This is a genomic window from Stenotrophomonas sp. PS02297 (assembly GCF_029959705.1).
Lineage (GTDB): Bacteria > Pseudomonadota > Gammaproteobacteria > Xanthomonadales > Xanthomonadaceae > Stenotrophomonas > Stenotrophomonas nitritireducens.
Map to the genome: position 1 here is coordinate 1 of NZ_JASCOS010000262.1, position 248 is coordinate 248.

At 100.0% G+C, this 248-nt stretch carries 1 protein-coding gene; it reads right to left on the minus strand.

Annotation, left to right across the window (positions count from 1 at the left end; all coding sequences use genetic code 11):
• On the minus strand, nt 1-248 hold a 248-nt coding region (locus tag QMX80_RS19330; RefSeq protein ID WP_191046887.1), incomplete at both ends, for a hypothetical protein.

The following is a 248-nucleotide window of genomic DNA, read 5'->3' on the forward strand; positions in this document are numbered from 1 at the left end:
GGGGGGGGGGGGGGGGGGGGGGGGGGGGGGGGGGGGGGGGGGGGGGGGGGGGGGGGGGGGGGGGGGGGGGGGGGGGGGGGGGGGGGGGGGGGGGGGGGGGGGGGGGGGGGGGGGGGGGGGGGCGGGGGGGGGGGGGGGGGGGGGGGGGGGGGGGGGGGGGGGGGGGGGGGGGGGGGGGGGGGGGGGGGGGGGGGGGGGGGGGGGGGGGGGGGGGGGGGGGGGGGGGGGGGGGGGGGGGGGGGGGGGGG